Source organism: Burkholderia sp. USMB20, assembly GCF_000949135.2.
GTDB lineage: Bacteria > Pseudomonadota > Gammaproteobacteria > Burkholderiales > Burkholderiaceae > Burkholderia.
Genome location: NZ_JTAN02000019.1, coordinates 509,011 through 521,869, shown reverse-complemented (window position 1 = coordinate 521,869; position 12,859 = coordinate 509,011). Strand labels below are relative to the sequence as shown.

Annotated in this window: 11 protein-coding genes; 10 read left to right on the top strand and 1 reads right to left on the bottom strand. The window is 64.8% G+C overall.

Annotated elements, in window-relative coordinates:
• Window positions 1–100: 100 nt before the first annotated feature.
• Complete coding sequence (gene ompA, locus PL79_RS26915) at window positions 101–772, bottom strand: outer membrane protein OmpA (protein WP_044844842.1); 672 nt, start codon at window positions 770–772, stop codon at window positions 101–103.
• A gap of 536 nt (window positions 773–1,308) precedes the next feature.
• On the opposite strand from ompA, the gene gyrA reads away from it, so the two are divergent.
• From gyrA to PL79_RS26865, 10 genes are all read left to right on the top strand, one after another.
• Complete coding sequence (gene gyrA / locus PL79_RS26910; protein WP_044844841.1) at window positions 1,309–3,912, top strand: DNA gyrase subunit A; 2,604 nt, start codon at window positions 1,309–1,311, stop codon at window positions 3,910–3,912.
• 83 nt (window positions 3,913–3,995) lie between these two features.
• On the top strand, window positions 3,996–4,595 hold the full coding sequence (locus PL79_RS26905; RefSeq protein ID WP_044844860.1) for a DUF2059 domain-containing protein: 600 nt from the start codon (window positions 3,996–3,998) through the stop codon (window positions 4,593–4,595).
• A gap of 172 nt (window positions 4,596–4,767) precedes the next feature.
• Window positions 4,768–5,850: a 3-phosphoserine/phosphohydroxythreonine transaminase gene (gene serC, locus PL79_RS26900; protein ID WP_044844840.1), complete on the top strand. Its 1,083-nt coding sequence runs from the start codon at window positions 4,768–4,770 to the stop codon at window positions 5,848–5,850.
• 33 nt (window positions 5,851–5,883) lie between these two features.
• Window positions 5,884–6,966, top strand: coding sequence for a prephenate dehydratase (gene pheA, locus PL79_RS26895; RefSeq protein ID WP_044844839.1), 1,083 nt, complete (start codon window positions 5,884–5,886; stop codon window positions 6,964–6,966).
• Window positions 6,967–7,153: 187 nt separating this feature from the next.
• Entirely contained in the window at window positions 7,154–8,080 is a 927-nt protein-coding gene (locus PL79_RS26890) for a prephenate dehydrogenase/arogenate dehydrogenase family protein (RefSeq protein WP_044844838.1), read from the top strand.
• 20 nt (window positions 8,081–8,100) lie between these two features.
• Entirely contained in the window at window positions 8,101–9,405 is a 1,305-nt protein-coding gene (aroA, locus tag PL79_RS26885; RefSeq protein WP_044844837.1) for a 3-phosphoshikimate 1-carboxyvinyltransferase, read from the top strand.
• Between the two features lie 12 nt (window positions 9,406–9,417).
• The gene (gene cmk, locus PL79_RS26880; RefSeq protein WP_044844836.1) at window positions 9,418–10,104 is read left to right on the top strand and encodes a (d)CMP kinase; all 687 of its coding nucleotides are present in this window, start codon (window positions 9,418–9,420) and stop codon (window positions 10,102–10,104) included.
• Between the two features lie 142 nt (window positions 10,105–10,246).
• On the top strand, window positions 10,247–11,959 hold the full coding sequence (rpsA, locus tag PL79_RS26875; RefSeq protein WP_044844859.1) for a 30S ribosomal protein S1: 1,713 nt from the start codon (window positions 10,247–10,249) through the stop codon (window positions 11,957–11,959).
• A gap of 22 nt (window positions 11,960–11,981) precedes the next feature.
• A complete protein-coding gene (locus PL79_RS26870) occupies window positions 11,982–12,305 on the top strand; it encodes an integration host factor subunit beta (protein ID WP_034187427.1) in 324 nt (107 codons plus the stop codon).
• A gap of 210 nt (window positions 12,306–12,515) precedes the next feature.
• Window positions 12,516–12,809 (top strand): lipopolysaccharide assembly protein LapA domain-containing protein, encoded by a 294-nt coding sequence (locus tag PL79_RS26865; protein ID WP_044844835.1) that lies wholly within the window; start codon window positions 12,516–12,518, stop codon window positions 12,807–12,809.
• Window positions 12,810–12,859: the final 50 nt, after the last annotated feature.

The window sequence follows — 12,859 nt, the reverse complement described above, 5'->3', positions numbered from 1 at the left end:
GTATATAAGGGGGCGCACAACGAGGCCAGCGAGCGCCTGGGCGGGCGTCAAAGAAAAAGCCCCGCCGGAGCGGGGCTTTGAAGCAGTCGAAAACCGCGGCTTACTGTGCCGGAACGGTCGTCTTCTGGACTTCTTGCGTACCGACCACTTCGACTTCCACGCGGCGGTCCGGTGCGAGGCAGGCGATCAGTTGCTTGCGGTTCTTCTGGTTGCAGCCCGTCGTGACCGGGTTGCGCTTGCCCTTGCCTTCCGTGTAGATCTTGTTGGCCGGGACACCCTTGCTGACCAGGTACGACTTGACGGCTTGCGCACGGCGCAGCGACAGACGGTCGTTGTACTTGTCCGAACCGATGCGGTCCGTGTAGCCCGTAGCGACGACCACTTCCGTGTTCATGCCCTGGATCTTCGAAGCCAGTTCGTCCAGCTTTTGCTTGCCCAGCGGCTTGAGCGTTGCCTTGTCGAAGTCGAACAGTGCGTCGGCTTGATACGTGATCTTCTGGCTCGTGATTGCCGGAGCGACCGGAGCGACCGGTGCCGGTGCCGGTGCCTGGGCGACCAGTGCGCCATCGCACTTCGCGTTGGCGGTGGCCGGCGTCCAGAACGCGTCACGCCAGCAGAGCTCGTTCGTGCCGTTCATCCACACCCATTCGCCCGTGCCGTTCACCCAGTTGTCGTTGACGGCTTGACGCGACGCCGGCACCGACTGTGCCGAAGCGGATGCAGCCATAACTGCGGTAGCTGCAATGAACGCGAGCTTTGAAAGTTTATTCATATTTCTCCTCTCGAAATTGAGATTACCGCAGGTTTACTGCGAGCCTGTTGACGGTGACAAGTCATACATTGCTCGAAGTATAACATTGGTGCGGCACAAAAAACGCGGCACCGCTCTGTGTAGACTTCGAGCAGCGTCTAACTTTCAGTGCGTTGGCATTTTGCCATATCGTTCCCTTCCTACGAAAAAAAATCCTCCCCACCCTAAGATCGCTTCAACTTTGTGGTGCATGCGCAACACCGGCCTGCCGTAACTTTTAGAGATTGTCAAGAGTGGGTCCGCGAAATTGCGCGAAAGGCCGCAAATGTTTACCCGCGTGCGCGACTGGGATCCGCGCGGCCCCCGAGCCGCCTGAAGGGGCGCGATCGCGGCCGGTTCGCCGTGCTGCTGCCGTGATCGCGATTTTTGCTGTTTACATATAGAGGGGGTGGCGAATCGGCGGCTGATGGGCGCATGTTAGAATCTCGCGTTGCGTTGCGCATGCAGCGCCCACGCGAAAGGCGTTCGCCGTCTTCGCTCCGAAACGATACGGATACATGGATCAATTCGCCAAAGAGACCCTGCCCACCTCCCTAGAGGAGGAAATGCGCCGTTCGTATCTCGATTACGCGATGAGCGTGATCGTCGGACGTGCCCTTCCGGATGTCCGCGATGGCCTGAAACCCGTGCACCGGCGCGTATTGTTCGCGATGCACGAACTGAACAACGACTGGAACCGCGCGTACAAGAAATCGGCGCGTATCGTCGGTGACGTGATCGGTAAGTATCACCCTCACGGCGATACCGCGGTGTACGACACGATCGTGCGGATGGCGCAGGACTTCTCGCTGCGCTACATGCTGATCGACGGGCAGGGCAACTTCGGCTCGATCGACGGCGACAACGCCGCGGCGATGCGTTACACCGAAATTCGCATGGCGAAGATCGGTCACGAGCTGCTCGCCGACATCGACAAGGAAACGGTCGACTTCGAGCCGAACTACGACGGCAACGAGATGCAGCCGTCGGTCCTGCCGTCGCGCATCCCGAACCTGCTGATCAACGGCTCGTCGGGCATCGCGGTCGGCATGGCGACCAACATCCCGCCGCACAACCTGAACGAAGTCGTCGACGCGTGCCAGCACCTGCTGGGCAACCCGGAAGCGACGATCGACGAGCTGATCGAGATCATCCCGGCGCCGGACTTCCCGACGGCCGGCATCATCTACGGCGTCGCCGGCGTGCGCGACGGCTACCGCACCGGGCGCGGCCGCGTCGTGATGCGCGCGGCCACGCACTTCGAGGAGATCGACCGCGGCCAGCGGATGGCGATCATCGTCGACGAGCTGCCGTACCAGGTGAACAAGCGCTCGCTGCTCGAGCGCATTGCCGAGCTCGTCAACGAGAAGAAGCTCGAGGGCATCTCCGACATCCGCGACGAGTCCGACAAGAGCGGCATGCGCGTCGTGATCGAGCTGAAGCGCGGCGAAGTGCCCGAAGTGGTGCTGAACAACCTGTACAAGGCGACGCAGCTGCAGGACACGTTCGGTATGAACATGGTCGCGCTGGTCGATGGCCAGCCGAAGCTGCTGAACCTGAAGGAAATCCTGCAGTGCTTCCTGTCGCATCGACGCGAAGTGCTGACGCGCCGCACGATCTACGAACTGCGCAAGGCCCGCGAACGCGGCCACGTGCTCGAAGGTCTCGCGGTCGCGCTCGCGAACATCGACGAGTTCATCGCGATCATCAAGGCCGCGCCGACGCCGCCGATCGCGAAGCAGGAACTGATGGCGAAGCCGTGGGATTCGTCGCTCGTGCGCGAGATGCTGACGCGCGCCGAGACCGAGAACGCATCCGCGGGCGGCCGCTCCGCGTACCGTCCGGAAGGCCTGAACCCGGCGTTCGGGATGCAGACCGACGGGCTGTACCGTCTGTCCGACACGCAGGCGCAGGAAATCCTGCAGATGCGTCTGCAGCGCCTGACCGGTCTCGAGCAGGACAAGATCATCGGCGAGTACCGCGAAGTGATGGCGCAGATCGCCGACCTGCTGGACATCCTCGCGCGCCCGGAGCGGATCACGACGATGATCGGCGAAGAGCTGACGTCGGTGAAGGCCGAATTCGGCGACGCGCGCCGCTCGAAGATCGAGCTGAACGCGACCGAGCTGAATACCGAAGACCTGATCACGCCGCAGGACATGGTCGTCACGATGTCGCACGCGGGCTACGTGAAGTCGCAGCCGCTGTCCGAGTATCGCGCGCAGAAGCGCGGCGGTCGCGGCAAGCAGGCGACGCAGATGAAGGAAGACGACTGGATCGAGACGCTGTTCATCGCGAACACGCACGACTACATCCTGTGCTTCTCGAACCGCGGCCGCGTGTACTGGGTCAAGGTCTATGAAGTGCCGCAAGGCTCGCGCAACTCGCGCGGCCGTCCGATCGTCAACATGTTCCCGCTGCAGGAAGGCGAGAAGATCAACGTCGTGCTTCCGGTCAAGGAGTTCTCGGCCGACAAGTTCGTGTTCATGGCGACGTCGCTCGGCACCGTGAAGAAGACGCCGCTCGAGGCATTCAGCCGCCCGATGAAGAAGGGCATCATCGCGGTCGGCCTCGACGAGGGCGATTACCTGATCGGCGCGTCGATCACCGACGGCGCGCACGACGTGATGCTGTTCTCCGACGCCGGCAAGGCCGTGCGCTTCGACGAGAACGACGTGCGCCCGATGGGCCGGGAAGCGCGCGGCGTGCGCGGCATGCAGCTCGAGGACGGGCAGCAGGTCATCGCGCTGCTGGTTGCCGGCAGCGAGGAGCAGACCGTGCTCACCGCGACTGAAAACGGCTACGGCAAGCGCACGCCGATCACCGAGTACACGCGTCACGGCCGCGGCACGAAGGGGATGATCGCGATCCAGACGTCCGAGCGCAACGGCAAGGTCGTCGCCGCGACGCTCGTCGACGCCGAGGATCAGATCATGCTGATCACGACCGCCGGCGTGTTGATCCGGACGCGTGTGTCCGAGATTCGCGAAATGGGGCGCGCCACGCAAGGTGTTACACTCATCAGTCTCGATGAGGGTACCAAGCTCTCCGGCCTGCAGCAGATCGCGGAAGCCGAAGAGGGCGATGGCGAGGCCGACGAGGCGTCGGACGGCGAAGCCTGAAGAACGGATGAGACTCGAGCCGCCGCGGGCGAAAAGCGCCGCGGTCGGCGAGCAACCATTCATATTTCCAAAAGGGAGTGATGATGCAAAAGCAATTCAAGCAACTGGTTCTGCTGGCTGCACTGGTGCCGACGTTCGCGATGGCGCAAGCGCTGTCGAATTCCGCACCGGCTGCGACCGCGGCAGCTGCGCCGATCGACGCCGACAAGAAGGCAGCGATCAAGGATCTGCTCGACGCGATCGACGCGCCGAAGCTCGTGTCGGCTATCGGCAACAGCGCCGAGATGCAGGCAAAGCAGCTCGTGCCGGCGATCCTGTCGGACGCGCTGTCGGAAAACAAGTCGCTGAACGACAAGCAGAAGCAAGCTGCCGTGCCGACGCTGCAGAAGAACGCGGTGCCGAAGCTGGTTGACGGCGCGGGCAAGGTGTTCGGCTCGCAGCAGTTCCAGAACGACGCGATGTCGGCTCAGTACGACGCCTATGCGAAGTACTACAGCACGTCGGAGATCAAGGATCTGACGACGTTCTACAAGAGCCCGACGGGCCGCAAGTTCATCCAGGTTCAGGATCAGGTCGGCCGCGACGTGGTCAACGGCCTGATGCAGAAGTACATGCCGCAAGCGATCCAGGCGACGCGCGCGCAGGCTGACAAGGAAGTCGCGGCAGTCAAGCCGGGCAAGTAAGCCGTCCGGGCACGCCGCCCGGCCGTTCGGCCGGGTTTGGCGGGAGCCTGATGACAGTGCGATAATGGCCGTTTGCGCGCGAGCGCAAGCGGCCATTTCTTTTCAGGCGCGGTTCTTTCTGCCGGCGGCAAGCCGGTCGCAAGCCGGTCGCGTCCCTCCCGAGGTTTTCACGATGCGCGTCTTTAATTTCTCCGCCGGTCCTGCGGCGCTCCCCGAGGAAGTGCTGCGGCAGGCCGCCGACGAAATGCTCGACTGGCACGGCAGCGGCATGAGCGTGATGGAGATGAGCCATCGCGGCAAGGAATTCATGTCGATCCACGAGGCGGCGCTGACCGACCTGCGCGACCTGCTCGATGTGCCGGCCAGCCACCGGATCCTGTTCCTGCAGGGCGGCGGCATCGCCGAGAACGCGATCGTGCCGATGAACCTGCTCGGCGCGCGCAAGACCGCCGACTTCGTCGTGACGGGCTCGTGGTCGCAGAAGTCGTTCAACGAAGCGAAGAAATACGGCACGCCGCATCTGGCCGCCTCCGGCAAGACGGCCGACGGTTTCACGCGCGCGCCTGCCCGTGCCGAATGGCAGCTGTCGGACGATCCGGCCTACGTGCATCTGTGCACGAACGAGACGATCGACGGCGTCGAGACGTTCGAGATTCCCGACCTCGGCGACGTGCCGCTCGTCGCCGATGTCTCGTCGCACATCCTGTCGCGCCCGATGGACGTCGCGAAGTACGGCGTGCTGTTCGGCGGCGCGCAGAAGAACATCGGGATGGCCGGCGTGACGGTCGTGATCGTGCGCGAGGATCTGCTCGATCGCGCGCTGTCGATCTGCCCGTCCGCATTCGAATGGCAAACCGTCGCCGAGAACAACTCGCTGTACAACACGCCGCCCACCTATGCGATCTACGTCGCGGGCCTCGTGTTCCAGTGGCTGAAGCGGCAGGGCGGCCTCGAGGCGATCGAGGCCCGCAATATCGAGAAGGCGAAGCTGCTCTACGACACGATCGATGCGAGCAGCTTCTATCTGAACAAGGTCGAGCCGGCGGTGCGTTCGCGAATGAACGTGCCCTTTTTCCTGGCCGACGAAACGCGCAATGAAGACTTCCTTGCCGGCGCAAAGGCGCGCGGGTTGCTGCAGCTGAAGGGCCACAAGTCCGTCGGCGGCATGCGGGCGTCGATCTACAACGCGGTGCCGCTCGAGGGCGTGCAAGCGCTCGTCGAGTACATGAAGGACTTCGAACGGCGCGGCGCCTGACGGCGGCGCTGTTCAAACAGCACGGCAAAACGCATGGACGACGAACTGAATTCCCGCCTGAAACCGCTGCGCGACCGCATCGATGCGATCGACGCGCAGCTGATCGCGCTCCTCAACCAGCGCGCCGCGGTGGCGCTCGAGGTGGGCGAGGTCAAGAAGCATTTCAATGCGCCGGTGTTCCGGCCGGAACGCGAGCTGCAGGTGATCGCGCGCCTGCAGGACATGAGCGCGGGGCCGCTCGCGAGCGAGCACATCAGCGCCATCTGGCGCGAGATCATGGCCGCGAGCCGCGCGCTCGAGCAGACGATCCACGTCGCGTTCCTCGGGCCGGTCGGCACGTACAGCGAACAGGCGATGTTCGAGTATTTCGGCCAGTCGATCGAAGGGCTGCCGTGTCCGTCGATCGACGAGGTGTTCCGCTCGGTCGAGGCGGGCGCGTCCGCATTCGGTATCGCGCCGGTCGAGAATTCGACCGAAGGCGCGGTGTCGCGCACGCTCGACCTGCTGCTGCAGACGCAGTTGCTGATCAGCGGCGAACTCGCGCTGCCGATCCATCACAACCTGCTCACGCAGAGCGGCACGCTCGACGGCGTGAAGCGCGTCTGCGCGCATGCGCAGGCACTCGCGCAATGCCAGCAGTGGCTCGCCGCGAACGCACCGCAGCTCGAGCGGCAAGCGGTGTCGAGCAACGCGGAGGCCGCGCGTCTCGCGGCGGCCGACCCGAGCGTCGCGGCGATCGCGGGCGACCGCGCGGCCGCGCACTACGGGCTGCAGATCGCGTTCTCGCTGATTCAGGACGATCCGCACAACCGCACGCGCTTCGTGATCATCGGCAAGCAGCCGGCCGGACCGAGCGGTCACGACCAGACCTCGCTGATCGTGTCGGTGAAGAACGAGCCGGGCGCGGTGTTCAAGCTGCTCGAACCGCTCGCGCGGCACGGGGTGTCGATGACCCGCTTCGAGTCGCGCCCGGCGCGCGTCGGCACGTGGGAGTATTACTTCTACATCGACATCGAAGGGCACCGGGACGAGCCAGCCGTGGCCGCCGCGCTCGCGGAGCTCGGCCAGAAGGCCGCGTTCCTGAAGGTACTCGGTTCGTATCCGCGCGCGCGCTGACGCGCAGCGGCCCGTCGCCTGCACCGCGCAGGCGGCGCGGCGAAGCGGGCAGGGCAGGCCGGGCGGCGCTGCCCAAGGCGGGCTCGGGCGGTATCCGGTGCAGGTCGTGCCGGGTGCGGGCCCGTTGCCCGGAATCTGGACTTCCGCGCGCGGGGCGTCGTTCCGCGCGCGTCACTTGGCTCTTGTCGTGTCAGGCTTTGCATTCAACAAACTGGTCATCTTCGGCGTCGGCCTGATCGGCGGATCGCTGGCGCGCGCGCTGCGCGAGCGCGCGCCGGGCGGCGCGGGCGAAGTCGTCGGCGTCGGCCGTTCCCGTGCGTCGGTCGAGCGCGCGCTCGCGCTCGGCGTGATCGATCGCGCGGCGGCGCTCGACGACGATGCGCAACTGCGCGACGCGCTTGCCGGCGCCGATCTCGTGCTGCTGGCCGCGCCCGTCGCGCAAACGGGCCCGTTGCTCGCGCGCATCGCGCCGTGGCTCGACGCCGCGACGCTCGTCACCGACGCGGGCAGCACCAAGTCCGATGTCGTCGCGGCGGCGCGCGACGTGCTCGGTGCGCGGATCGCGCAATTCGTGCCGGGCCACCCGATCGCCGGGCGCGAGTCGAGCGGTGTCGAGGCCGCGCTGCCGGATCTGTACGTCGGCCGCAACGTCGTGCTGTGCCCGCTGCCGGAGAACTCGCCCGACGCGGTCGCGCGGATCGACGCGATGTGGCGGGCGACCGGCGCCGACGTGCGCACGATGAGCACGGCGCAGCACGATCGCGTGTTCGCGTCGATCAGCCATCTGCCGCACGTGCTGTCGTTCGCGCTCGTCGAGCAGATCCTCGGCGAGACGGATGCCGAACTGAAATTCTCGTATGCGGCGGGCGGCTTCCGCGACTTCACGCGGATCGCGGCGTCGAGCCCGGAGATGTGGCGCGACGTGTGTGTCGCGAATCGCGCGGCGCTGCTCGACGAGCTCGACGGCTACACGCGCGTGCTCGCCCGGCTGCGTGCGGCGATCGACGCCGGCGACGGCGCGGCGCTCGAAGCCGTGTTCACGCGCTCGCGCGCGGCCCGCAAGGCATGGCAGGAACGCGGCGCGCAGCCCGCTGCCGAACCGGTCAAGAAATAACAGGAAACAGGACGATTCCCATGGACTATCTCGATCTCGGCCCGTATTCCAGTGCGTCGGGCACCGTGCGCCTGCCCGGCTCGAAGAGCATCTCGAACCGCGTGCTGCTGCTTGCGGCGCTTGCCGAAGGCGATACGACGATCACCAACCTGCTGGATTCCGACGACACGCGCGTGATGCTCGATGCGCTCGGCAAGCTCGGCGTGAAGCTCGCGCGCGACGGCGACACCTGTGTCGTCACCGGCACGCGCGGCGCGTTCACCGCGAAGACCGCCGACCTGTTCCTCGGCAACGCGGGCACCGCGGTGCGACCGTTGACGGCGGCGCTCGCGGTCAATGGCGGCGACTATCGCGTGCATGGCGTGCCGCGCATGCACGAGCGGCCGATCGGCGATCTCGTCGACGGCCTGCGGCAGATCGGCGCGCAGATCGACTACGAGCAGAACGACGGTTTTCCGCCGCTGCGGATCAAGCCTGCGGCGATCACGGTCGACGCGCCGATCCGCGTTCGCGGCGATGTGTCGAGCCAGTTCCTCACCGCGCTGCTGATGACGCTGCCGCTCGTGAAGGCGAAGGACGGCAGGATCGTCGTCGAAGTCGACGGCGAACTGATCTCGAAGCCGTACATCGACATCACGATCCGGCTGATGGAGCGCTTCGGCGTGACCATCGAGCGCGACGGCTGGCAGCGCTTCGTCGTGCCGGCCGGCGTCCGCTACCGTTCGCCGGGGCGCATCATGGTCGAGGGCGATGCGTCGTCGGCCTCGTATTTCCTCGCGGCCGGCGCGCTCGGCGGCGGCCCGCTGCGCGTCGAGGGCGTAGGGCGCGCGAGCATCCAGGGCGACGTCGGCTTTGCGAATGCGCTGATGCAGATGGGCGCGAACGTATCGATGGGCGACGACTGGATCGAGGTGCGCGGCATCGGCCACGACCATGGCAAGCTCGAGCCGATCGACATGGACTTCAACCTGATTCCCGACGCGGCGATGACCATCGCGGTCGCGGCGCTGTTCGCGAGCGGCACGAGCACGCTGCGCAACATCGCGAGCTGGCGCGTGAAGGAAACCGACCGCATCGCCGCGATGGCGACCGAGTTGCGCAAGGTCGGCGCGATCGTCGAGGAAGGCCCCGACTATCTGGTCGTCACGCCGCCGCAACAACTCACGCCGAACGCCGCGATCGACACGTACGACGATCACCGGATGGCGATGTGCTTCTCGCTCGTCAGTCTGGGCGGCGTGCCCGTGCGAATCAACGATCCGAAGTGCGTCGGCAAGACGTTCCCCGACTATTTCGACCGCTTCGCCGCGCTCGCCAAGGCCTGACCCACCGTACCGATGAAATCGACCCGACCCTTTCACCCGACCCCCGTCATCACGATCGACGGTCCGACAGCTTCCGGCAAGGGGACCGTCGCCGCGCTCGTCGCCGCGCATCTCGGCTTCCACCTGCTCGACAGCGGCGCGCTGTATCGTCTCGCCGCGCTCGCGAGCGTACGCTACGGCATCGCGGCGGAGGACATCGACGCGCTCGTGAAGCTGATCGACGATCTTCACATCACGTTCCGCGAAGGCTGCGCGCAGCTCGACGGCGTCGACGTGTCGAACGACATCCGCGCCGAAGCGGTCGGCAATCGCGCGTCGGCGATTGCCGTGCACGGGCCGGTGCGTACCGCGTTGGTCGCGCGCCAACGCGCATTCCGCAAGACGCCGGGCCTCGTCGCCGACGGGCGCGACATGGGCACCGTAATCTTCCCGGACGCCGTGCTGAAGGTGTTTCTGACGGCCAGCGCCGAGGCGCGCGCGGCCAGGCGGCATAAGCAATTGATGCAAAAAGGTTTTTCTGCTAATATAGATGACTTGCTCCGGGATCTTCGTGAACGTGACGCGCGCGACAGCAATCGCGCCGCCGCGCCGCTGAAGCCCGCGGCAGATGCCAAGCTGCTCGATACGTCGGCGCTTTCGGTCGATGAAGCGGTCGACCAGGTGCTGCAGTGGTACCGGGCGCTCGGCCAGCCCGCCTGAGAAGGCGGGCGGCAGTAGGTGCTTCGCGCGAGCAGCGCGGAGCGTGTTTCGAACCCTTAACCCCGTATGGACCTCGATCTGGCCCTTTCAGCCTGCCATTCCGGCCGGCGTGGCACAGCGAGCCATGCACAATCAGATTTTTATGTCCGACCTGCAAACCTCCACCCCGAATACCGAATCCTTTGCGGCTCTGTTCGAAGAGTCGCTGACCCGTCAAGACATGCGCGCCGGCGAAGTGATTTCCGCCGAAGTCGTGCGCGTCGACCACAACTTCGTGGTCGTCAATGCAGGCCTGAAGTCCGAGGCTTACATTCCGATCGAGGAATTCCTGAACGATCAGGGCGAGGTTGAGGTGCAGTCGGGCGATTTCGTGTCCGTCGCGATCGACGCGCTCGAAAACGGCTACGGCGACACGATCCTGTCGCGCGACAAGGCGAAGCGCCTGGCATCGTGGCTGTCGCTGGAAAAGGCCCTCGACAACAACGAACTCGTCACCGGCACGATCACCGGCAAGGTGAAGGGCGGCATGACCGTGATGGTCAACGGCATCCGCGCGTTCCTGCCGGGTTCGCTGGTCGACACGCGTCCGGTCAAGGACACGACCCCGTACGAAGGCAAGACGCTCGAGTTCCGCGTGATCAAGCTCGATCGCAAGCGTAACAACGTCGTGCTGTCGCGTCGTGCAGTGATCGAAGCAACGCAAGGCGAAGAGCGCGCGAAGCTGCTCGAGACGCTGAAGGAAGGCGCGATCGTCAACGGCGTCGTCAAGAACATCACCGACTACGGCGCGTTCGTCGACCTCGGCGGCATCGACGGCCTGCTGCACATCACCGACATCGCATGGCGTCGTGTGCGTCACCCGAGCGAAGTCCTGTCGGTTGGCCAGGAAGTCACCGCGAAGATCCTCAAGTTCGACCAAGAGAAGAACCGCGTCTCGCTGGGCATCAAGCAACTGGGTGACGATCCGTGGGAAGGCATCTCGCGCCGTTACCCGTCGGGCACGCGCCTGTTCGGCAAGGTCACGAACATCACCGACTACGGCGCATTCGTCGAAGTGGAATCGGGCATCGAAGGCCTCGTCCACGTGTCGGAAATGGACTGGACCAACAAGAACGTTGCACCGTCGAAGGTTGTCCAGCTGGGCGACGAAGTCGAAGTCATGGTCCTCGAGATCGACGAAGACCGTCGTCGTATCAGCCTCGGCATGAAGCAGTGCAAGCCGAATCCGTGGGATGACTTCAGCCGCAACTTCAAGAAGGGCGACAAGATCACGGGCGCAATCAAGTCGATCACCGACTTCGGCGTGTTCATCGGTCTGCCGGGCGGCATCGACGGCCTGGTCCACCTGTCGGACCTGTCGTGGAGCGAAGCCGGCGAAGAAGCCGTTCGCAAGTACAAGAAGGGCGACGAAGTCGAAGCGATCGTGCTCGGTATCGACGTCGAGAAGGAGCGCATTTCGCTCGGCATCAAGCAGCTCGAAGGCGACCCGTTCAGCAACTACGTTGCAATGAACGACAAGGGTTCGATCGTCGACGGCGTGGTGAAGTCGGTCGATGCGAAGGGCGCTGTCATCACGCTGACGGGCGACATCGAAGGCTACCTGCGTGCATCGGAAATCTCGCAGGATCGCGTCGAAGACGCACGCAACGTGCTGAAGGAAGGCGACAAGGTCAACGCGATGGTGATCAACATCGATCGCAAGTCGCGTGGCATCAACCTGTCGATCAAGGCGAAGGATTCGGCTGAACAACAGGAAGCGATCCGCGGCCTGCAGTCGGACACCAGCGCTGCTGCGACCGGTACGACCAACCTCGGCGCGCTGCTGAAGGCGAAGCTCGACGGCCAGAACCAGTAAGCCTCACGAGGTCTGCTGAAGTATGACCAAATCCGAGTTGGTCGCGCAGCTGGCACTGCGATTTCCGCAACTTGTCCTCAAGGATGCGGATTTCGCGGTGAAAACGATGCTCGATGCGATGTCCGACGCCCTGGCGAAAGGGCATCGCATCGAAATTCGGGGTTTCGGCAGCTTCGGCCTCAACCGTCGCCCGGCACGCGTCGGACGCAACCCGAAGTCGGGAGAGAAAGTGCAGGTGCCCGAGAAGTTCGTGCCTCACTTCAAGCCCGGCAAGGAGTTGCGTGAACGCGTCGACGGCCGCGCCGGCGAGCCGCTGAAAGCTGATGATCCGGACGACGAACGTTGAACGTCGTTCGGCTTGCCCGGAATCCGTCCGGCGAAGGCTGAAGAAAAAAGCGCCCCTTGCGGGCGCTTTTTTCATTTCCGGCTGCCGTGCGGCAATGCGCATCCGCAGGATGTGCGGTGACGCGGAAACGCTTCCTTTACAATACGGGTCGATTCGGCGCCGCGAAGGGGAGTCGCGCGCCGCGGCAAACCTCAACAAAGAGAGGGCTACATGAAGTTTATCGTCTGGCTGATCCGGGTATTGGTGTTCGTGCTGCTGCTGGTGCTCGCACTGGCCAATACGCAAACCGCGACGCTGAATTTCGTTGCCGGCTACGCATGGCAAGCGCCGCTGATCCTGATCGGCCTCGCGTTCTTCGTCGTCGGGCTGCTGGCCGGCCTGCTGTCGGCACTGCCGGCGATGTTCCGCCTGCGCCTCGAGAACGGGCGCCTGAAGCGCGATCTGCGTGCGGCGCGCGAAACCCCGGCCATCGTCGACCAGCCGCCGATGCCGCCCGTCATTTAACACGGACGCCGCGCGACTCCCGCGCGGTTTTCGTCTCTGCTTCGATATTT

Coding starts and splice junctions, on each gene's coding strand:
- ompA (WP_044844842.1), bottom strand. CDS start 772: ATGAATAAACTTTCAAAGCTCGCGTTCATTGCAGCTACCGCAGTTATG.
- PL79_RS26905 (WP_044844860.1), top strand. CDS start 3,996: ATGCAAAAGCAATTCAAGCAACTGGTTCTGCTGGCTGCACTGGTGCCG.
- gyrA (WP_044844841.1), top strand. CDS start 1,309: ATGGATCAATTCGCCAAAGAGACCCTGCCCACCTCCCTAGAGGAGGAA.
- rpsA (WP_044844859.1), top strand. CDS start 10,247: ATGTCCGACCTGCAAACCTCCACCCCGAATACCGAATCCTTTGCGGCT.
- pheA (WP_044844839.1), top strand. CDS start 5,884: ATGGACGACGAACTGAATTCCCGCCTGAAACCGCTGCGCGACCGCATC.
- cmk (WP_044844836.1), top strand. CDS start 9,418: ATGAAATCGACCCGACCCTTTCACCCGACCCCCGTCATCACGATCGAC.
- aroA (WP_044844837.1), top strand. CDS start 8,101: ATGGACTATCTCGATCTCGGCCCGTATTCCAGTGCGTCGGGCACCGTG.
- PL79_RS26865 (WP_044844835.1), top strand. CDS start 12,516: ATGAAGTTTATCGTCTGGCTGATCCGGGTATTGGTGTTCGTGCTGCTG.
- PL79_RS26870 (WP_034187427.1), top strand. CDS start 11,982: ATGACCAAATCCGAGTTGGTCGCGCAGCTGGCACTGCGATTTCCGCAA.
- serC (WP_044844840.1), top strand. CDS start 4,768: ATGCGCGTCTTTAATTTCTCCGCCGGTCCTGCGGCGCTCCCCGAGGAA.